At 47.1% G+C, this 19,807-nt stretch carries 16 protein-coding genes; 7 read left to right on the top strand and 9 right to left on the bottom strand.

Annotated elements, in window-relative coordinates:
- Positions 1 to 422 precede the first annotated feature (422 nt).
- The gene (locus U1I11_RS15590) at positions 423 to 2,066 is read right to left on the bottom strand and encodes a glycoside hydrolase (protein ID WP_322907067.1); all 1,644 of its coding nucleotides are present in this window, start codon (positions 2,064 to 2,066) and stop codon (positions 423 to 425) included.
- A gap of 299 nt (positions 2,067 to 2,365) precedes the next feature.
- On the opposite strand from U1I11_RS15590, the gene U1I11_RS15585 reads away from it, so the two are divergent.
- Positions 2,366 to 2,728: a hypothetical protein gene (locus U1I11_RS15585; RefSeq protein ID WP_322907066.1), complete on the top strand. Its 363-nt coding sequence runs from the start codon at positions 2,366 to 2,368 to the stop codon at positions 2,726 to 2,728.
- A gap of 441 nt (positions 2,729 to 3,169) precedes the next feature.
- Complete coding sequence (locus U1I11_RS15580) at positions 3,170 to 3,778, top strand: type II toxin-antitoxin system PemK/MazF family toxin (protein WP_322907065.1); 609 nt, start codon at positions 3,170 to 3,172, stop codon at positions 3,776 to 3,778.
- A gap of 160 nt (positions 3,779 to 3,938) precedes the next feature.
- On the opposite strand, the gene U1I11_RS15575 is transcribed toward U1I11_RS15580, so the two are convergent.
- Positions 3,939 to 4,874 carry a prenyltransferase gene (locus tag U1I11_RS15575; RefSeq protein WP_322907064.1) on the bottom strand — a complete coding sequence of 312 codons (936 nt, stop codon included), beginning with the start codon at positions 4,872 to 4,874 and terminating at the stop codon, positions 3,939 to 3,941.
- Between the two features lie 216 nt (positions 4,875 to 5,090).
- Between U1I11_RS15575 and U1I11_RS15570 the strand changes: the two genes are divergently transcribed.
- Together U1I11_RS15570 and U1I11_RS15565 are read left to right on the top strand one after the other, a co-directional pair.
- On the top strand, positions 5,091 to 5,438 hold the full coding sequence (locus tag U1I11_RS15570) for a zinc ribbon domain-containing protein YjdM (protein ID WP_322907063.1): 348 nt from the start codon (positions 5,091 to 5,093) through the stop codon (positions 5,436 to 5,438).
- A 440-nt stretch (positions 5,439 to 5,878) separates the two neighbouring features.
- A complete protein-coding gene (locus U1I11_RS15565; RefSeq protein ID WP_322907062.1) occupies positions 5,879 to 6,937 on the top strand; it encodes an LLM class flavin-dependent oxidoreductase in 1,059 nt (352 codons plus the stop codon).
- A 545-nt stretch (positions 6,938 to 7,482) separates the two neighbouring features.
- Here U1I11_RS15565 and U1I11_RS15560 read toward each other — a convergent pair.
- Positions 7,483 to 8,676, bottom strand: a complete 1,194-nt coding sequence (locus U1I11_RS15560; RefSeq protein ID WP_322907061.1) for a hypothetical protein — start codon at positions 8,674 to 8,676, stop codon at positions 7,483 to 7,485.
- Between the two features lie 357 nt (positions 8,677 to 9,033).
- On the opposite strand from U1I11_RS15560, the gene U1I11_RS15555 reads away from it, so the two are divergent.
- Positions 9,034 to 10,050 carry an SDR family oxidoreductase gene (locus tag U1I11_RS15555; RefSeq protein WP_322907060.1) on the top strand — a complete coding sequence of 339 codons (1,017 nt, stop codon included), beginning with the start codon at positions 9,034 to 9,036 and terminating at the stop codon, positions 10,048 to 10,050.
- Between the two features lie 250 nt (positions 10,051 to 10,300).
- Here U1I11_RS15555 and U1I11_RS15550 read toward each other — a convergent pair whose 3' ends face one another.
- Positions 10,301 to 10,729 carry a MarR family winged helix-turn-helix transcriptional regulator gene (locus U1I11_RS15550; RefSeq protein WP_322907059.1) on the bottom strand — a complete coding sequence of 143 codons (429 nt, stop codon included), beginning with the start codon at positions 10,727 to 10,729 and terminating at the stop codon, positions 10,301 to 10,303.
- A 119-nt stretch (positions 10,730 to 10,848) separates the two neighbouring features.
- On the opposite strand from U1I11_RS15550, the gene U1I11_RS15545 reads away from it, so the two are divergent.
- Entirely contained in the window at positions 10,849 to 11,520 is a 672-nt protein-coding gene (locus tag U1I11_RS15545) for an NAD(P)H-dependent oxidoreductase (protein WP_322907058.1), read from the top strand.
- A 242-nt stretch (positions 11,521 to 11,762) separates the two neighbouring features.
- Here the strand turns inward: U1I11_RS15545 and U1I11_RS15540 are convergent, their stop codons facing one another.
- Positions 11,763 to 12,521, bottom strand: a complete 759-nt coding sequence (locus U1I11_RS15540; protein WP_322907057.1) for an MBL fold metallo-hydrolase — start codon at positions 12,519 to 12,521, stop codon at positions 11,763 to 11,765.
- Positions 12,522 to 12,658: 137 nt separating this feature from the next.
- Positions 12,659 to 13,066 carry an Lrp/AsnC family transcriptional regulator gene (locus U1I11_RS15535; protein WP_322907056.1) on the bottom strand — a complete coding sequence of 136 codons (408 nt, stop codon included), beginning with the start codon at positions 13,064 to 13,066 and terminating at the stop codon, positions 12,659 to 12,661.
- Positions 13,067 to 13,233: 167 nt separating this feature from the next.
- Here U1I11_RS15535 and U1I11_RS15530 point away from each other — a divergent pair, with 167 nt between their 5' ends.
- Entirely contained in the window at positions 13,234 to 14,823 is a 1,590-nt protein-coding gene (locus U1I11_RS15530) for a histidine kinase N-terminal 7TM domain-containing diguanylate cyclase (protein ID WP_322907055.1), read from the top strand.
- Between the two features lie 317 nt (positions 14,824 to 15,140).
- Here U1I11_RS15530 and U1I11_RS15525 read toward each other — a convergent pair whose 3' ends face one another.
- The 3 genes from U1I11_RS15525 to U1I11_RS15515 all read right to left on the bottom strand — a co-directional run bounded on the left by U1I11_RS15525 (position 15,141) and on the right by U1I11_RS15515 (position 19,160).
- A complete protein-coding gene (locus tag U1I11_RS15525; protein ID WP_322907054.1) occupies positions 15,141 to 15,935 on the bottom strand; it encodes a sulfite exporter TauE/SafE family protein in 795 nt (264 codons plus the stop codon).
- A gap of 425 nt (positions 15,936 to 16,360) precedes the next feature.
- A complete protein-coding gene (locus tag U1I11_RS15520; RefSeq protein WP_322907053.1) occupies positions 16,361 to 17,392 on the bottom strand; it encodes a YkgJ family cysteine cluster protein in 1,032 nt (343 codons plus the stop codon).
- Between the two features lie 130 nt (positions 17,393 to 17,522).
- On the bottom strand, positions 17,523 to 19,160 hold the full coding sequence (locus U1I11_RS15515; RefSeq protein ID WP_322907175.1) for a glycoside hydrolase family 43 protein: 1,638 nt from the start codon (positions 19,158 to 19,160) through the stop codon (positions 17,523 to 17,525).
- Positions 19,161 to 19,807 lie beyond the last annotated feature (647 nt).

Raw genomic sequence — 19,807 nt, 5'->3', positions numbered from 1 at the left:
CTACATAGCGTAATACCGAATGACGCACGATGATGCATTACGCATCGGTGCAATAAACAAGCTCGGTACGATAAACAAAAAGTAAAGCAGCAAGTTCAAGCGACGATAACAAAAAACAAGCAGTAAACAAGCAGGTTCAAGCGACGATAATCAATGAAAGCTACGCTATGAAAAGCGATCGATAGGAAAGCCATAAATATACGAACAGATCATCTAAACGAACGTTTCATCTAATTCTCTAAATTTTAGCATAATTGGAATCCTAATAGTTAACTACCCGAAAATAAAAACAGGCTTTCATCCACGTTTGCCTCATGTGTATAAGCGGCAGTGAGCGCGTGGATAAAAGCCTGTTTAGGTTAGCTTTGTGTGAGCACATATTTCATTTGCATCCAGCAATGAATTGGTGATCCAGCGTACGCTCAGTTATGCCCAACAAGCGTCATCACCGAGCGAGCCGGGATCGTCACCGTCTGTTGTACTGGAACAGCGGGCAGCGCTTGCAGATCACTCGTATCGGATGTCAAATAAGGCTGGAGTTGTGTGACCGCTTTGCCACCTGGCAGCTGATCGATATCCAGCTGGACTGTACGTGCTTCATTGCTATAGTTTACAAATACGATCGACAATTGCTGATCATCGTTGTGGTAATAAGCGGAACCCATCAGCCCATTCGGATCGTTCGCGCCATCGAGGGCGATACGTTCTGCGCCTGGACGCACGAAGCGGCTGTAATTGCCCATCGTCCATAGCAATTTGGATTCAATAATCGATTCCGGGTCGCCGGGCTGTTTGTAATCGGTGTAGATCAGTCCGTCTTTGTAGTCTTCTTTGGATACGGCGAGCCACCATTGCCATGCGGATGCCTGTGTTTCCACTAGATCAAAATGGATCACACGCGCCACATCCAGCGCTGTTTTCATCGTCAAATCACGTCCAGGCCCACGATCGCCCAAAATGCAATATTCCGACATCCAGAACTGTGCGGACGGAGTGTACCGTTCCAAATTTTCATGCACAAGCTGGCGCAATCGTACGAGTCGATCATCGCCTTCATTCGGCTGATCTGACCAGTAGGCATGGGCGCTAATTTTGTTGCCGAGCAGCGCTGCGGTAGTCGGATCGCCAAGCAGCTCGCGGATGTATTCGCTATATTTGCCTGGATAGTTGCCACCTGCGTTGCCGCTCGTATATTGGCTGCCCGGTTTGCCGGTAAACTTGGCATACAGATCATTGTCCAGCAATGACAAATATTCGACCGCTTCAATCGCATCGATTTCGGTAGACAATCCGTGCTGTTTCAGTTGTTGGTGCAGGGCAGTCAGTACAGCTTTAATATCGTCGATATTGTAGCGATTGCCCTCCTGTCCGGCTTTGTTCCAATCCCATGTCGGTTCGTTGATTGGGCTAATATAATCGAAACCAAGCTTTTGCTTGTCAAAATGCTCCAGCACATCGGCAAGGAATACGGCATAATCATGTACCGCCTCCGGCTTTAGATTCGTGCTGCCGACCGAATCGTCAGGCTGTCCATGCCCGTTTTTGGTCATCCACACCGGTGGGCTGTTTACAAAAGCGACCGTTTTGCCAACACCGCGCTGCTTGGCAGCTTGCAAAAACCACTGCTGTCCTGACTGCTTTGACCAATCGTATGGAGCTGTAGCGCTGGACTTAAAGCTGTCAGCACGCCGCCACGGATCGCTAATAATCGTTTGATCGGTTTCGGTACTGCCCGCCCCGATGTTAAAGCGCCAGATCGACAGACCAATACCCTTGTCTTGTGAAAAGAGCAGATCAGCGATTTTCTGCTTGTTTTGCTCTGACCATTCGGAACCGATATGGTCGATGCTCCATGCACCTGAAGCGCCAAAACCATCGATCTGCTGGTACTGCTGTTGTCCATTGACATGAATTTGTTGCACCTCACTAACCTCCTTGGAGATGGTAGCGTTATCCTGTGCGTGCGTCATCTGTGAGGCTGTGCCCGACAGAAGCAGCGCGGCTAGAGACAATGCTCCGAGCTTCACACCCATACGCATTCGTTTGCTTCCAGTATGCTGCATCATATTGAACCTCCTTCAATCGGATTGTAAAGTAGCAGCAACCATCGTCTTCAGTATGCTGCCAAACTATGTAGAGCCGTATGGAAACAGATACAATATGCAAACGCATATCGATGTATACGCTTACATTAAAAGTATAGAACATTCCAATTGATTTATGTATAGGGAATTTTAGGCAAATTAATTTCAGTATCGATTTAGCGTTCGATTTGGATAACCGATTGAAATAACAAAAGCTACACTTTATATTTGAAAATATGACCCAGAACAGGTCGATGATCGATGGAAAGTGAGGAGTTGCGATGAAGCCTGTTAGCGAGGAAATTCAATATATGTCCATTGTATCGTTGGAGTCAACATACACCAAGCTGTTACATGCTCATCAAAGTACAGTCGCTAAAGGTTCATCCACAACACGGATTGCAAAGAGGCTACGTGCAGTGAAGATCGGGTTGGACAGTGTAAAAGAGATGTGGCGAGGCGAGCGGTTTGAGTATGACGAAGCAGGCATATTAGCGTCCAAACAAATGCTGAAAAGTATCCTTCCATCGATCGAACAACAAATCGCCAAGGCAAAACAAGGCAGCCCGCAAAAAACATTAAATGAGCATCGCTTAACAGCGCTACAATTGGCAATCGAATCGTTAAAGAGCCGTCTGCACTAAGATTATGACCAATCCAGGCTGAAGGGGCTAAGATGAATGCAGATCGCGATTCATCCTTCATGATCGTTCAACTACAATAATGGAGTGTAAATCTAGTGAGCATTTCAAAAATTTAAAATATCAGTTTATATCCAAGAGGGATTTTCATTTTCTTCAATCTAAACAATTTAGAAAATATCTAGAAAAGGATGTAGGAAAGTATCTAGGGAGTGTACGCAAACTTAGCGTATTGGGGCAGGCACTAGTGCGGTACGGAATAAGGGGAAGGACTCCCGTCTCGCACAGGAATCAACGAATAGAGAAAGAAGGTTAGGTAGATGTTTCCTATCAATGAAGAAGAAGTAAAAAAACATATTAACTCTGATCCTACTAAAAAAAATCCACCAGAATATCTATTTATTTCAAGTATTGAAGACTCAATTTTGGAACCTTTATGATCATTTGAGTCTTCAGTCTGTTTATGAAATGGGACAGTGGATTATTAGCACAAATCGCTTATTAAACAATTATTCTTATGAAAATGGAAAGGATTACCCACGTGGAACGATTATTCAAGTTGATCTAGGTGCAGCAAATTTTCGATACGAGCCCTCCTTTGCTCATCCATGTATTGTATTAGTATCTAGGAAGTCAGCTCTTTATGTAGTACCTTGTAGTTCAAAAAAATATGGTAAAGGCTATAGAGATATTATTGATGCCACAAATTTAGATGGATTTTTAAAAAATACAGGTGTACAGGTGGAGTCTGGTAGATGGATTCATCGTAACCGTATCATTCAACAACATGGGAAGGCTAGTATGTCATTACTTACAAAAATTGATAATCATTTAATTCAATTAAATCCAACAGCTCGTACTAAAATTGCATCAATACATCATATTCAACGTGATTTAGATCATAACAAACAAGAGCTTATGAATGCACAGGAAATTATAAAAGAGAGAGAACAAGAGATATTTATGTTGAAAGAGCAAATTAAAGCATTGGAAGATCGATCTAAGATTGTGGAAGAACATTCACATTTGAATAAAAGCACGGATGAAGTATAGATATATACTTTATTGAGTTTGTCTTGACGTTTTCACTTTTTGTTATTATAACTTTAATTACAGAAGGCCACCGGCCGCATTGCTCATACTATTTTAGTATGATATCACAGAGAAAAGGATTTGAACTTAGTTCAGGTCCTTTTTTTATTTTGATTCTGTTTTACACCCCAATACCAAGCAACACCGCTCCGGCGATCGCGAGTAGCAGCAGTTTCTTTTCACAGGCGGTCACGGAAGCGGGATTGTGCACGTCCATTTGCCAAATCCACCAGAACGATAGCAGCACGATGATGCCGATACTAGCAGCGGCAATATACCGCCCGCTGATGGCAAGCCAAAGCGAGCATAGGGCGATCAGCAGCATATAAGCTAGCGCTGGCAAACGGCTAAATTCGACACCCCAGCGGTCAGCACACCAGACCACACTCGTACGTTTGACCGGCGAAGCTTGACGATCTGCGTCCAGATCAGGAATATGATGCACCATTACCCAAGCGATACAATAGAGCGCGTTAATGAGCGCATTTTGCACCGACCAGAGCGGAAATTCGCCGGTTGCCAGCCATGCTCCGCCTAGCCCCAAAAACAATGCGGACGGAAAAGTGCTGATCCATTCGCCGGCGAGTGGATAGTAGCTAAGCCGCAGTGCAGGCAACGAATACGACGCCGCACCCCAAATGCCCACCAGCAGCAAAATCGCCAATCGGTACTGTCCGGTCAGCAGCAAGATCACATCCAGCACGAGCAAAATACCGGTTAACCATAGACCGAACCGATACAGCAGCCCTGGTGTAATCCGTCCTTCCTGAATGACACGACTGCCGCCGGACAGCATTGCCGGGCTATGCTGATCTGTACCTGACAGATGATCGATATAGTCATTAAGCGCATGTGTGAGCATACCGTGGATGAGAATACAGCCGACTAGCAGCACCACAGAGATGAGCACAATGGTCGATATGGGAACGTCTCCGTATGTAACCAGCGGGAAAACGCCGGAGAAAATAATCGCCACACTGGAGCAAAGCACAGCGATTGGACGTACTAGACGCAGCGCATTGCGTAGCGTCAACGCCTGCAAAATGTAATGGCTCATGCGACCCTCCCTTTCAGCACTCATTTTGTCGTTCTTTCATGTATACCACCACTGCGCATTCGTTTAACAGGTTGGAAAGCATTTAGAGGGCGTTTAAGGGAATTGTTGGTACTTTCCCGAAAATATTTGCAATTTGAATGGAAATATCCGACATTGTCAGATGATGCAGTCTGTGGGAAAATAGGCGCATTGAACTCATGAATGGAGAAGTGAACGATGAACGAATTGCCAAATTGCCCGCAATGCAACTCTGCTTACACGTACGAAGACGGTAGCGGTCTGCTCGTATGCCCGGAATGCGCCCATGAATGGACAGCAGGCGGTGAAATGGATGGAGCGGAAGACGCGTTTGTCGTACGCGATGCCAACGGCAATATATTGCAGGACGGAGACAGTGTGACGATTATTAAAGACCTCAAAGTTAAAGGCAGCTCATCCGTCTTGAAAATCGGTACCCGTGTCAAAAGTATTCGTCTGATCGCAGAAGGCGACCACAATATCGATTGCAAAATCGACGGTTTTGGTGCGATGAAGCTCAAGTCTGAATTTGTGAAAAAGGCATGATCTAACCGCATTAGTATTGCTGTAACGCTGCACTATTATAGCCTGCTGTTCGCTGATGAAGCGTAGCAGGCTATTTGGCGTGGATCGTTTTGCATTTGCTGCGCATGGTCTGCCAGTCGTTGAAGCGAAATGAATTGGAATAGGAACGCGAATTGGAGCCTTGCATGATCGTGATACTAGCACATTAGCGCTACTATAATGGAGTAGAGGTAAGGTGTGGGCAGTAGTTGTAGTTACGAATGCTGCAAAACGGTAATCCAGAAAGGCTTGCAATAAATGGAGAAATAGTTTTAAATAAAGATATATAATATTTTGAAATAAAGATATTTAGCGGACATTTGAATACGATCGGTTTTGCAGCGATCTTCATTTCATATAGCAACATCGATCACGAAGGACATTAACGATAATATGCAACCAACACAGGGAGGTTATACAGCATGGAAATAGGAATTAGTACATTTGTAGAGACAACGCCGGATACGGAGACAGGGCAGACGATCAGTCATGCCGAGCGCATTCGTCAAGTAGTGGACGAGATTGTGCTCGCGGATAAGGTCGGTTTGGATATTTTTGGCGTAGGGGAGCATCATCGTGCCGATTATGCAGCGTCTGCACCGGCTGTTATTTTGGCAGCCGCAGCTGCGCGCACCGAGCGCATTCGCTTGACGAGTGCGGTAACGGTGCTATCATCGGCTGATCCGGTACGTGTATTTCAAGAGTTTGCCACTGTAGATGCGATCTCGAATGGACGGGCAGAAATTATGGCTGGGCGTGGCTCATTTATCGAGTCATTCCCGCTGTTTGGATATAATCTGGACGATTATGACGCATTGTTTGACGAAAAGTTGGAACTGCTGCTGCAAATTCAGCAAGCGGAAAAAGTAACCTGGCGCGGCGGTCATCGTCCGGCGATCGACAATCGTGGCATTTATCCGCGTCCGGTACAAGACCTGTTGCCTGTCTGGATCGGCAGCGGCGGTAATAGCGAATCGGTTGTGCGTGCAGGCTTGCTCGGTCTGCCGCTCGTGCTGGCGATTATTGGGGGGCGTCCGACCCAATTTGCCCCGCTCGTGGAGCTGTATTACAAAGCTGCCGCACATGCCGGACATGATACGTCCAAACTGTCGGTTGCGTCGCATTCCCACGGCTTTATCGCCGATACGAACGAGCTGGCGGCGGACAAGTTTTTCCCGTCTACACAGGCGGTAATGAATGCGCTTGGACGCGAACGTGGCTGGGGTCCTTACACACGCGCCAGCTTTGACGCTGCGCGCAGCTTTGAAGGTGCCCTCTATGTCGGCGATGTCGAAACGGTTGCCAACAAAATTATTCATCTGCGCAAACAGGTCGGTATTACCCGCTTTATGCTGCATACACCGGTTGGCACGATGTCCAACCATGACGATGTGCTGCGTGCGATTGAATTGCTCGGTAAAGAGGTGGCGCCGATCGTGCGCGCGGAAATTGCGCGGTGGGAGCAGGAGAACGGGAAGTAATACGATGCGATGCAATGTGGAGTATGAAGTGTAGTTGAGGCAATCATGTAAGTGAATATGTATTTTAAAATAAATTGAATTCGAGTCATTAGTCGATTGATTTTGTGATCTATATAAGCTTATGATCAGCATAAGAGTTCTCGCCCGCACGTTGCCGATGGCAAGTGGAACAGGGCGGGACATTTTTTTATAAAGTTAGTTTTTTAATGTCAAATGAATGCATATTAAAAAAGCCGACAATTATAAAGTACATCAAGAAAGAGCAAGCTTTTTTGGAGAACAATCGGGTCTATGGAATCATTTATAACTCTAAATATTTAAGTAAAGATCAGGAAATTTGGACAAATTAGGTAGATAGACTTGCAGACTTAATATCAACAATTAACGAGGTCGATCTTGCTTTTCTTGCTTTGAGGGGCTTTCCTTCAAATTGGAACGAGCTACTGACTTCGCCATCATATGCGTTGAAAGACAAAAGGCTACCGACATCGTATCGGCAGCCTTTTTGTATCTATTTATGACCGGATCATCATCGCTCAAACTATTCAAAACTTAGCTGGATAGCGCTTCACAATCGCTTCGGACAATGTATTCGCGGTTTTCCACATATGGTTATAACCCGTACGTAGCGCTTCGTATGATTTGGCATAATCGCCGTTATGGTACGAATCGAATGCGGTAATGACATGGGCACCATGCATCGCATTGGCTTGATAGGTAGCCGTTTTGTTAAGCGATGGCAGGCGACCGGTTTGGAATGCGGTTAAGTCAGCGACAAAGCCGCCCAGATCGGTTTTAGCTGCTTGGCGTTTGGCAGTATCGCCTGCCAATGTTGCGTTCAGGTACATCACGTAATCGTTAATATGGCGATTCCAGAGCGTATTAAATGTTTGCGCGGTTGCTGTGCCAAAAATAAGTTTATGGGTCGCTGTCAATGCATCGGTATTGCGGTTCAGCGCTGCTTTTACATTGGGCAGGTCAGGCGCGTTATCATTGCCTTTTTGCATAACGAGTATGGACAGAATCGCATGTTCACCGAGCGCTTCGCCTGTTTTTTGACGGAAATAGGCGGCATCGGTCTGTGTCGTCGATTGTTTAAAACGGGACGGATAGCGTTTAGTCGTTGCGGTGGCGAGTGAAGCGCCAACCGTACTTGCGCGTACATAAGCATTATGCACTTCGGAGTAAGTAGTACCGTATTGCCCTTTCGCATAGGCGTCAAAGGAACGGATCAGTGAATTATTATGTGCGGTCAAATCTTTGAGCAATTGCTGCTCGTTAATGTACGGGTTTTGCTGTTTTAGTATCGTCACCATCATCGATGTGGCGGATTTGATGCTAGCGAGAGCGCCTTGCTGATTCGTCGTATTTTTGTCGCGCATCGCTACCGCGTATTCGCTAAAGCGTTGATTGTGTGTATTCCACTGCGCTTTTAGCTCGGCAGCCGCTTGATCGGTGTAGGTGCCGGTCAGCAGTGAAGCGATGCTGTTCGTATTGGCGTTCAGTGCGTCCAGCGCTTGCTGGGTGTCTTTGGCTTGATTAAACTGTTTTTGCATAACAAGCATGGCTAGATAGCTATGTTCGCCAAACACTTTGGCAGCGGTTGCGCGCAAATCGGCAGCAGGTGTTTTAGTCGTTTTGGCAGTTGCTGCAAAAGTGCTAGTAGGCGCCATCCCAAAGCTGAAAATAAGAGATAGGCAGACGAGCAGGAGAGTGAGTGTGCGGGATTTGCTTTTCATTCATGTCGCTCCTTTAGGGGATAAGTTTATACAGGATTAATAAAGAAGAATGATTTATTTGAACCATAAATATTACCAGATAAAGAATTATTTTGTGGAACATGCGGCTAATAAGCATCATGCGCGTATACGTTCTGGATCGTCACACGACAGATGCAGTAGAAGTCGGACAAAATCGGCATGCCAAGTTGATAAAGTTAAGTTTGGCATTTGTAACCGCTTCCTTAAGCGTGGTATGGTTAACGAGGCAAATGAGCCGATTTGCTCGATCGAGCCAGTAGATCAGTTAATGAACACAGTTAATGAACAGACGGACGTTATAGCACAGCGTCCATTTCATTTCATGGAGGTGCAGCAATGAAAGCATTGTTTATCGGAGGCACAGGCACGATTAGTGAATCGATTTCCAGACAATGGTTGGAGCAAGGACATGAACTATTTTTACTTAATCGTGGCAACCGCAATGAACATTTGCCGGATGGGGCATATTGGTTGCAAGCCGATATTAATGATGAGCAGCAGGTGGCGAGCCTAATCGCGGAGCTGGAGTTTGATGTGGTCGCTGATTTTATCGCATTTGTGCCGGAGCAATTGGAGCGGGATTATCGGTTGTTTGCCGGACGGACGAAGCAGTTTATATTTATTAGCTCAGCATCCGCATATCAGACACCATTGTCCGATTACCGGATTACCGAAGGTACACCGCTCTCGAATCCGTACTGGGACTATTCGCGCAACAAAATCGCCTGTGAAGATTATTTGCTAAAACAGTACCGCGAACAAGGCTTCCCGATTACGATCGTGCGTCCAAGTCATACGTACAGCGATCGCGCATTACCGCTCGGTGTACATGGTGCCAACGGAAGCTGGCAGGTGGCGCGCCGCATGCAGCAACATAAACCGGTCATTATTCACGGAGACGGCACATCGCTTTGGACGCTAACACATAGCGATGATTTTGCACGTGGATTTATCGGATTGATGGGCAATTTGCATGCGCTAGGTGAGTCGGTACATATTACTTCAGATGAATCGGTCACCTGGAATCAAATTCACGAGACGATCGCGGATGCATTAGGTGTGAAGCTGAATGCGGTGCATGTGGCATCCTCATTTCTCGATGCATGCAGCAGCGAAGATTATCGCGGTAGCCTGCTTGGGGACAAAGCGAATACGGTCGTATTTGATAACAGTAAGTTAAAGCGGCTCGTACCGGGCTTTAACGCTACGATCCGTGTCGATCAAGGCATTAAGCGTGTCGTACAACATATTCTCGCCCATCCGGAGCTGCAACAGGAGGATGGCGAATTTGATGCCTGGTGCGACCGCGTGATCGCGGCATTGGAACAGGCAAAGGCAGCGCTGCAACAGTAACAGTAAGCTGTCTTAAGTGAAAATCGCGTTGGAACGTACCTTTTAAAATAGGATTCGGTTTGTAGCATAATATGCTCTTTGCTCCGTTATGCTGTATTGAACGAATCGATAGGTGTTATCAATCGTAAGCGCAGTCTGTTTTTGAACATAAATACAGATAAAATAGCCGCAGTCCATAAGCCGGAGTGCGGCTATTTGCGGTGTGCCTGTAGGGGGCGGATGATGTTGAATAGGCTACAACATATCCTCCTCAAAAAAACACCTGCTTTTGCAACAACTGTAACGCCTGTTCGACCTGTTCCACTTCCTCGGCGGTCAGATGTTGGATGCGTTCGTGGAAACGGACTTCGATTTGGCTAAAGATGTCGTCCATTAGCTGCTTACCGGCGGCGGTCAGGTAGATCATCTGTTTTCTGCCGTCGGACGGGTCGGATGTTTTCGCGCACAATCCTTTTTCGCTAAGCTTGCGCAGTTCACGGCTCGTATTCGGCAGTGACATATTCATACACACACTGATCGAGCTAGGTGTTTGCGGCGGGCTGACGGCAAGATATTCCAATATTTTATATTGAACAGGCGTGATCGTGTCGTGCTGAATATCGCTTGTCATCGCGGTCGTCGTTTGGTGGACGGATGTAATAAATGGAATCAATTGCTGAAATAGTGCAGAATGCTGCATATACTCACCTCTCTTTCATAAAATAACAAAGTCATTATCTTAAAACAATTATCATTTGACAACTAAATCAGAAATTGGTATCGTTTTAGTTATCAAATGATAATTAAAGGTGGGCGAAAATGAACATATTGCTGATCTATACACATCCGAATCACAATAGTCTCTGTCATGCGATGCTAGAGCAAGTGCAGCGCGGACTTGGAGCACATGTACATCACAATCGGATCGAAACGAAAACGATCGATCTGTACGCGGAAGGTTTCCATCCAGCGCTGCTGTTTAACGAGCATAAACGCAGACGGGATATGCATCGTGATCCTGAGCTGGAACTGTATCGGGAACGCGTGCGCTGGGCAGATCAACTTGTATTCATTTATCCGATCTGGTGGGGCAGACCGCCAGCGATGCTGCTTGGCTTTTTTGATCGGATGATGGCATCCGGTTTTGCGTATCGGCATCGCAAACCGTATGATTTGTTGCCAGAAGGGTTGCTGCAAGGCAAGTCGGTCGTATGTATTTCCACGATGAAAGGGCCATCCGGTTATTTGCAGCTCTGGCTCGGCAATGCCCATCGTATATTGATGCGGCGTGCATTGTTTAACTATATCGGCATTCGTAAAGTAAAGTTCTGGGAGTTCGGTGGTATGGAACAAGCGCATGGCAAGCAGCGGCAGAAGCTGGAACGGGTGTATCGTTATTTTCGCGATTTACGGCTTGTGAGTGAGAATAAGATAACGCTGAATGGAGCGGAAAGTGAGGCGTCGGCAGGTGCGAAACAGTCGCTGGGGTAAGGATCACACGTTGTTATGCAGCATTTTATTCGCTATGTTAACTTTATCTGGCATGAGCGACATGATTAAATGATCATTAGATGATTAGCCTTTACGATTGGCTGATCCGTGATGAGCAGGCACAATAAAGCGGCTGTACATTAGCTTTAGCAAAGTACAGCCGTTTTTAATTACAATTTCGATCATAGCAGCGATTTCACCAAGTATCTTAAGCAGCTCAAGCAGCTTATTCACTTGCCAATCTACAGCGTATAACACTCGCCATCTTCCGGCACAAGCACATGTCCATGCATGCCCTTTTCCGTTACAAATGCCCGTAGCTCCTCACGCGACAATGCCCAGTGATTGACCGCTTCCATATGCACTGAAATGATCGTCGCCTGCGGCGCAGCTCGAAACACTTCGTAAATATCTTGCTTGCCCATTACGAGCGAGCCACCTTGCACAAATTGATTGTCCCCGCCATTGACGACAATGACTTGCGGCTTGTACGTATCCAGCGCTTGCTGTACGCCATCATACCAGACGGTATCACCGGCTACATACAATGTTGCCTCCTGCTCGTGTTGGAATACGACGCCGCACACTTGTCCGGTTCGTTGCAAAATCGCGCCTCTGCCGTGCTCGCCTGCCGTTTTGCTCAAGCAGATGCCTTGAAATATCGTATGTTCATCCAGCACAGTCACTTGCTTGAAGCCATCTTGCCGTACTTTGGCGGCATCGGCTTCATTTTGCACAAACATCGGCACATCGTGCGACAGCACTTCGGCAGCGCGTGCATCGTAATGATCGAGATGCAGATGGGTAACGATGACCGCATCCACTGCGGCAAGCTGCTGCACATCGACCGGCAAGCCGACGAGTGGATTGTATTGATCTTGTCTCACTGAATCGGTAAATGGAGGATATGTTCCTTGCTCCGCCAAAAAAGGATCGATCAGAAACCGCACCCCTGCATAATGGACGACCAGTGTCGCATTGCGAATGAATTGTATATTCATATGAGTAACCCCTTTACTTTTCGTAATCATTGTATACAGTTTATTGTAGCGAGGAAACGAAGGCAAAGGAATGGGCTAGCTCAAGTGTTTGTTTCATTTGACTTGAATAATGAAAGTGATGTCTCTATTGTAGCGATTTATTTGCTGATGACGATCGATAGCTGGTAATTGACATAGCGATTTAGTTCCACTAGAAATTTATCCAATTCGAGATTGGACGGAAAGCGGCATTCTAGCAAATAACAGCCTTTACCGCTCACTTTGTAATTGGCGCACACATATTCCGGCTGCGTATCGACAAAAGCAAGATACGGCTGATGATGCACATGCTGTGTCACAATCGTCAAAAACACATGCACTGGATAACCGAGGCGGGCGGGATTTGTTTTGATCGTATAACCTTCGATTATGCCTTGTTCTTCCAAACGTAGGACACGGGTAGCGGTAGCCTGTCCGGTCAGATGTATGCGTTCGCCAAGCTCTTTCATCGTCATCCGACCATTTTCGGTCAGATGGGCTATAATGTGCTGATCGATTCGATCCATAAGTGTATGTTGTCCTTTCACTGCGTGTATATAAAATATCTTTTTGGTTCATTCGACAAAAAGCGCTATACTGTGCCACTCTGTCCTCCGATATAATAAGTAGAACGATACAATGCCGGACTGGAAGTTATGTTATACAGATTTATCATCGGTAAAGCAGGTGAGGAATGGAACAAGAGTTATTAACCTATGCCTTGATCATTATGTTGGGCGGTCTGCTAAGTTTGGGATTATCGTTCTATGCGCTGTTTCGATTGCAGGATACGCCAGGTGGAGTATATTATTGCCTCGCTACGTTTTTGACGTCTATGTTTGGTTTTTCGTATTTGTTTGAATTGTTAAGCTCAACGCTGCAATCGACCTGGTTTTGGCTGCGTGCTGAATATGTGTTTTTGCCGTTTATTCCGGCGGTTACGTTGTTGATGTGCTGCGCTTATATCGGTTATCGTCCGCAGCGCTGGATGCGTATAATTTTGTTTGCGATCCCGTTGTCAACATTAGTGATGCAGCATACGAATGAGTGGCATCATCTGTATTATACATCGATCGCTTTGAGCACGGATACGCCATTTCCGGTAACTCGGATTGAACATGGGCCGTATTTTTATGTTCATTCTCTATATTTATACGGTTGCCTTGCGCTTAGTGTGCTCCTGTTGCTGAATCAGGCGCGCCGTATACCGGTTCGGTTTCGACTGCAAATTTTTATGATGATCGCGGGTTTGTTGACACCGGTCATTGCCAGTCTATTTTATGTAAGTGGGCAAAGTATGTATGGCATCGATCTGGGACCGGTATTTATTAGCGTATCGTTTGTATTTCACAGTTTTGCGCTGTTTCGTTACCGCATGTTTGATGTGGCGCCGATTGCGCGCGATATCGTATTCGAAAGTATGGCGGATGGCGTGCTCGTCATTAATGAAAATGATGTCGTTGTCGATTACAATCGCGCCATGAAGCAGCTTATGCACGGATTGACTGCGAATCTGATCGGTCGCCGTTTAACCGATATTTTGCGAAGCCGACCTGATTTGCAGCAATTGCTGGACACAGGCAAAGATTGTGATTATGTGTATCGGTATGAAAATATGCGGTATTGCTATCGGATTCGCTTCTCGCCCGTATTCAACAAAAGTAATATCCAAGTCGGACGTATTATTCACGTCTCCGATATTACCGAACAGGCAGAATTGCAAGATCAGCTTCAGTATCTCGCAGATATGGACGGGCTGACCCATCTGTTGAACAAAACAGCGCTCATGTACCGTGCCGAACAAGAGCTAGAGCAGCTCGCCAGTAGCGGTGGCGGGCATCTGTCGATATTGATGTTTGATATCGATGAGTTTAAGCTGGTGAACGATACATTCGGTCATGAAGCAGGCGATGTGGCGCTATTGTATTTGGCAGAAGCGGTGCGAGAATATGCGGATGAATGCATGCTCGCCGGTCGTTATGGTGGCGATGAATTTATTCTGTGCATGCCTGGCAGTGATGTGCACACAGCTTGTGCAATGGCGGAAAAGCTGCGCCGACATATCGCCAGCGGCGAAATTTGCATCGATCGCGAGCAACTGCGCATTACGTCCAGCTTTGGCGTTGCCTCGGTTTACGTTCCATCCGGAACAAGGGAGCTATCGACTAAGCTGCTCGTGAAGCAGGCGGATCAGGCGTTATACGTCTCCAAACGTGCCGGTCGTAATCGTGTACAGGTGTATGGAACGGCGGAAGTTTCAGCGGAGACAGGCAGTGTGCGATGAAAGCTGGAATGTAGTCGCACACTTTTGTACATGCGAAAAGCACGGTTATACAGGCAGTTGCCGATGCCTGGATAGACAGAAAAGGCATGGCGTTTTCATAAGCACACAGGCAGTGCGTGCTAAAAAGCGGGCTTCATTTTTGTACTGTGTTTTATTTTATTGCATTTTGAAGCGAGCGTGAACTTTAACGTCTACAATCCATTCAAAAAAGCGTCTGTTACGTTGACTGCAACAGACGCTTTTTACGTATTCATTTATCGTTACGTCTACATCTACAATCGCATGATGCAAGCACGATGACGCCAATCAACAAAGCTTTACCCTTTAAATAACATCCGCACCGCCACCACAAACAAACATATCGCCAGCACGCGCACGACCGCTTTCGCCGGAATTTTCGACGCAATCCGTGCGCCAATCTGTCCACCGACCAGTGCGCCAAGCGCCAGCCAAATAAACTTGTCCCATAACACATGTCCGAGGCTAACATGCGAAATCGTCCCGACGAATGATGACAGCAAAATCGAAAACATCGACGTCGCTGTAGCAATATGCGGCGGAAAAGCGAGAAACAGAATCATCGTCGGCACCATTACCGAACCACCGCCGATGCCAAACAGACTCGACAGAAAGCCGACAAACAAGGCGACAATACAGCCAAACGATAGATTAAACGAATATTCATACACCTGCCCGCTTTGATCAAGCAGGCGATGACTTACATTCGGACGCAGCCAGCCACCACGGCTGGAAGTCGGTTTGAAATTAATCAACACCGCCATTATCATTAGAAAGATGCCAAGCGCAACAAAAAACGTACGGCTGCCTACGACCGTTGTTGTTAATGCGCCCAGCACAGAACCGGGAATCATCGCGACCGAGAATGCGATTCCGCTGCGATAATCGATGCGGCGCTGACGTGCGTACGCAATCGTACTGGAAATGGCACTTACGAACAGCACCGCCATCGACGTGCCGGAGATGCTGGCTACCGGAATCGTATACAAAAATGCCATCACCGGCACGATAATAAAGCCACCGCCCAGCCCGGCGACCGCCCCGCAAATCGATGCGAGCATACCGACAGCAAGCAAAAGCAATGATTCAAGCATAAATATCCGTATCCTTTCCCGCTAAATTCATCCATGTAAGCAGTATAGCATGGAGCAGCATCCATTTACCCGCTTGAACGCTTAATCTAATAGATACGAACACGAGACACGGAGCGATTTCAATTGTTGATGCTGTCTATAAACACTCGACGTACAGTCGAAACTCGACGCCAGGCAGGGAATTTCAATCGTTGATGCTGTCTAGGGACGTTGTATAGGTCGTCAAGCAGATGATACAGACTAGGCAGTGTCTTCAAACGTTCAGCGTTGTCATTTTATTGTTCAAGTGGGTCGCGTTTTAAGTGAGTTGAGCTGCGTATACAAGCGCAATCTCACGAATAAACGCATCGAACTGCCTAGGAAGCCGTTTGAAGACACGCCCTAGTCAATCCGACGAGAACAACGCTAAAACAGACCGCCCCCGCTTAGGAGCGATCTGTTCCGTATGCAGCCATCTGTGCATTATGCTGTTCCAATGACAGCTCAAAATTATCGCGATTGCCGATCTGTGTCGTCGCACCACCGCCGTGGCGTTGATACAGCACGAGCCAGTAAAAGATCGGGTACTGACGTAGTGGCTGGCGTTGAGCGCCAACATACACATCGGCAAGCTGCTCATAAGGTTGCCAGTAATCGGCAATATTCGGCGTAATGCGGCGATGCGCACGGCTGCTCGGAATATGTTCGCATACCCGTTCCGAACTGAAACGCTCGCGCCATGTGCCATAAAATGTATGGGAACTGCCATGTGTACGGCAAATGAACGGGCGTACCGGATACACGCGGCAGATGCCTTGTTCCGGATCAAGCAGCGGACAAGCAAAATTATTGCGTCCGGCATGATGGCGAATCGAATCCAGCTCTTGTTTGCGATTCGTCCGGTTGACGAGCGCCGCATACATCGGCTCATTGTGCTGCCGAAATTGCTCCAAATTACGCTCTGCTTGCCGGAAAGCAGCATCGATATCCGCCTGGCTCCAACTATGTTCCATATACGTTAACAACAGCTCAAATTCGACCTGTGATACCGGAAAATAGTCCGAACAACAGCTACTGCAACCTGCTGCACACGGCGGATGTTTGCTCGTGTTAGCATGATACTGTTCGATCGTCGTATCCACCTGTTTGTACAATGCGGTCATATGCATCGCCCGGCTATTCGCCGCTGCGCGTGGATGGCAGTCTTTCAGCGCACGTCCACTGCCGCAAAAGCACGGACGGTCTGCTGACAGCTTGGATGCGGCTGCATTGCGGTCATTCGCTTGGATCGATAATGGATCGTATGGCTGTTGCTGCCGATTTGGTTCGTTATGTTCAGTTTGCCCGATCGCTTGTTGTGTAGCATAAGGCTGCCGGGAATGTTGTTCATTCGCGTGTGGCTGTTGTTGAGCGGTGTCTTGGTTGTGACGATGACGATTGTGTTGTCGTTTCTGATGGCGCTGTGGCATGGGAATCATATCCTTTCCGCTCCGCTGCTGTTGCCGATGGCTGGCTGGGCAGCAGCCGATTCGGACGCACTGTCATCCCGGCATCATCCGGCACGGCAGCACGCCACAGCGAAGCTTATGTTTCCCATTATACCTCAACTTATAATGTAACCCGACAATCGGCTTCATGTTCCAGCTCTTTGTACATAAAATAATCAAAATCCGCATGGCGACGTCTGCCGCCCATATCGATACAGTTCATCCCGACAAATGCGCCGGTGAAAAAGCCGCCACCCTGCACATAATCGTCAGACAGCTTGTAACATTCCAGCTCGACTGGCACCGTATGCCAATGTTGCCCGTCAAATGAATAACTGTACCGATATTGCTGCACACGCACTTCAACTTTAATATGCACCAGCTCGGTTTCTTCCGGCACTGGAATCGGCTTGCGTCCGAACGGCTGCGCAAATTGCCCGTTATCGCAAATAAGCATATCGAGTACACGTCCATATTTTTCATGCCAGGTCACTTGCAGTGTCGACCAGTTTTCCGTGTTGTAATAACACGTTAATCCGGCGCTTTGCTGGAACGTTTCCGGGCGGAAGTCGATCGCTGTCGCAGCGTCAAACGAAAAAGCTTGCCAGCGACGTGCCACATATGCCTGCGTAAACAGCGAGCTAAGCGATTCGCGTCCATACAGACGCAAATAGCCCGGACGTGTTTCCAGACAAGCGATTTCTTTAGTAAGCGGAATGCGCAGCGTTTGGAAATGAATATTCAGCTCTGTGCTGTCAAAATCATCGTGTTCCGCGTAATCTTGCTCCCATGTTACCGGCTCCATTTGCGGTGCAGGTACGTCCACCTTGCCTTGTTTGCCGCCAACGACCATTGGCCAACCGTCCACCCATTCGATCTGCTGTAAGGCGGTTTCGCGTCCAAGCGGACAATAGCCACGATTGTCCAAAATCGGCAGCGTATCATTAGGCAGCGGTCGTCCGGTCAGATGTGCCAAATACCATTCATCTGTATGGGTATGCAGAAGTGAGGCATGACCGCATTTTTGCAATGGATGGCGAGGGTCTTGCCATGCGCTTAGCATCGGATAATCCGGCTGTGTTTCGTACGGCCCGAACAGATCGCGTGAGCGTGCGACCGTCTCGGCGTGTTGATACGTCGTCCCCCCCTCTGCGACGAACAAATAATAATAGTCATTTACCCGGTACAGATGCGGGCCTTCGGTATAACGCAAATCGGTGCCTTTGTAAATGATCTGCGGCTCACCGATTAACTGCCCTGCTTCATGATCGTATTCCTGTAACGAAATGCCATAAAACGGATGATGGTATGTACGATGATCCCAATACATATTGAGCAAATATTTACGTCCATCTTCATCATGGAACAATGAGGCATCAAAGCCAACACCGTTCAGCAAAATCGGCTCTGACCATTCGCCATCAATCGTATCGCAGGTGACGAGATAGTTCAGGCAGTCTTTCCAAATGCCACTAACGACTTTGACATCGGTATATACAAGCCAAAATTTGCCGTCATAATAACTTAAGTCAGGCGCCCAAATGCCGCCGGAGTTCGGATTGCCTTTCATATCAAGTTGGGACAAGCGATTAAGTGGACGATGTACGAGATGCCAGTTCACCAGATCGCGGGAATGATGAAGTTGTACGCCGGGGAACCATTCAAATGTCGATGTAGCGATATAATAGTCTTCCCCGGCACGACAAATGCTCGGATCGGGGTTAAAGCCGCGTAATACAGGATTTTGGATTGTCATGATTTGTACCTCCATCGGGATTTGTTTAGGACGTGTACGCAAATTAGTGTCTCGGAGCATCGACCACTGTAGCTGTAGCATACGAGTTGGCGTATACGCCCTAACATAACACTGCCTTACATATGCCTTAGCGGGCACTCCAACCATTTCCACATAAAGCGCTTACAAATAAGCTGTAAATTATACAATAATCGTTTACAAATGGGACAGCGCATAGGACGGCAATCGATGCTGCAATCGATGTGAATGATACACTGACGGTTGACAAAGCTTGTCGACCGAGCAATCCAGCGGGAATAAATTGTACAGGTCGTATACCGTTTCTGCACAGCTAAAACAATAGGCAGTATGACACAGTAATGGATAACTGCCCATATTAACCAAAACAAAAAACTTTGTATAATGGTTAAACTAACTTTTCTTGAAGGTAACACAATTTACGCAGGAGCGCAATGCGTAAACCGGATTATGGTACAATGAATGGACGCAAACGATGTAAGCGGCTTGTAATCCGGCGCTGAACTATGATCGATTTGCCGATCAAGCGCACTCCTAAGATCGATCTGTGAATATAGGCTACAAATTCAAGCGCTGAATTCAATTTAACAGTTGATCCATAACGGATACTTGCCAATCGCACGGTATTATTT

It is taken from the genome of Paenibacillus campi, from assembly GCF_034659835.1.
GTDB classification, from domain to species: domain Bacteria; phylum Bacillota; class Bacilli; order Paenibacillales; family Paenibacillaceae; genus Saccharibacillus; species Saccharibacillus campi.
The sequence above is the reverse complement of the archived record's forward strand: the minus strand, read 5'-3'. Positions and strand labels throughout refer to the sequence as shown.